General features: G+C 47.0%; 1 protein-coding gene. It reads right to left on the bottom strand.

Annotated features, from left to right (window positions below; all coding sequences use genetic code 11):
* Positions 1–1,283, bottom strand: a 1,283-nt coding sequence (locus tag A3756_RS28785) for a DUF5011 domain-containing protein (protein WP_156490569.1), incomplete at both ends; no start/stop codon positions are given.

The following is a 1,283-nucleotide window of genomic DNA, read 5'->3' as shown; positions in this document are numbered from 1 at the left end:
TGCCACCCAGTTCAATTAAGATTGGGTTGTTTCCAAGTAAGGAGATAACCGGTGGAACGGTATCGCTACTAGTGTTATCGATTACATTGACTTGGCGGGTAGCATTACCAACATTACCCTCGCTGTCACTGACACTATAGCTAATGGTGTACGTTCCAGGTGTGTCCGTATCAACTGATCCGTTAATAGCAATGCTGCTTGTTAAGTCACCATCAACGTTATCGGTCGCAGTCGCTCCGGCCTCGTTGTAGCTGCCGCCGAGCGATATGTCCATTGGGTTGTCACCTAATAGGCTGATAAGTGGTGCGCTATTATCTTCAACGTTAACAACTCTAGTTACGGTAAGTGCAGCGTTACCAGCACTATCGCTGACGTCATAGGAAAGCGTATAGCTGCCCAAAGTTGTTGGGTCCACGCTACCGCTAGGGATAATGCTAGTGGAAATATTTCCATCGATATTATCACTTGCTGTTGCGCCCGGGTCGCTGAAGATGCTTCCCAATGCAATGCTCATAGGGTTTGAGCCCAGTAGTGAAATAACGGGGATCGTCGTATCTGAAACAAGGACTGTTCGAGTTACTTCTATAGCGGAATTACCTGTGTTATCGCTGACGTTATAACGAGTGATATAGGTTCCAGCAATAGAGGTATTGACAGCGTCACCGGAAATAATAATTGCAGAGCTTAAGTCTCCGTCGACACTATCGCTAGCAGTCGCGCCAAGTTCAGTAAAGCTGCCATTTAACTCAACATGAAGAGGGTTATCTCCGATCAGCGTGATAACAGGTGGTAAGGAGTCTGCAACATTGACAGTACGAGTTACCGGGGTTGCAGGGTTTCCTTGAGAGTCACTGACGTTGTAGGTTAGGGCATAGCTACCTGCGACGCTTGCGTTAACAAAGCCGGTAATAGAGATATTTGAAGAAACGTCTCCGTCGACAGCGTCGAAAGCACTTGCACCAGGGTCGTTGAATATCGTGCCTTGTTGGTGCTCGATGGTGTCACCACCGATTAATGTGATTGTTGGTCCTGAGCTGTCTGATACGTTTACAGTTCGGGAAACAGTGGCTGCAGCATTGCCAGCGGCGTCACTCACGTCATAGTTAAGTGTGTAGCTTCCAGGGGTACTGGTGTCAACGAAACCACTAGGGATTATATTGGATGAAATGTCGCCATCTATATTATCCGAAGCGCTTGCCCCCGCATCTGTATAAATACTGTCAATATCAACACTTACAAAACTATCTCCGATAAGTGTAATGACGGGGTCAGTAAAGTCATTC

Source organism: Oleiphilus sp. HI0086 (genome assembly GCF_001635225.1).
Note: the sequence above shows the minus strand (reverse complement) of the source record. Positions and strands in the feature narration are given on the sequence as shown.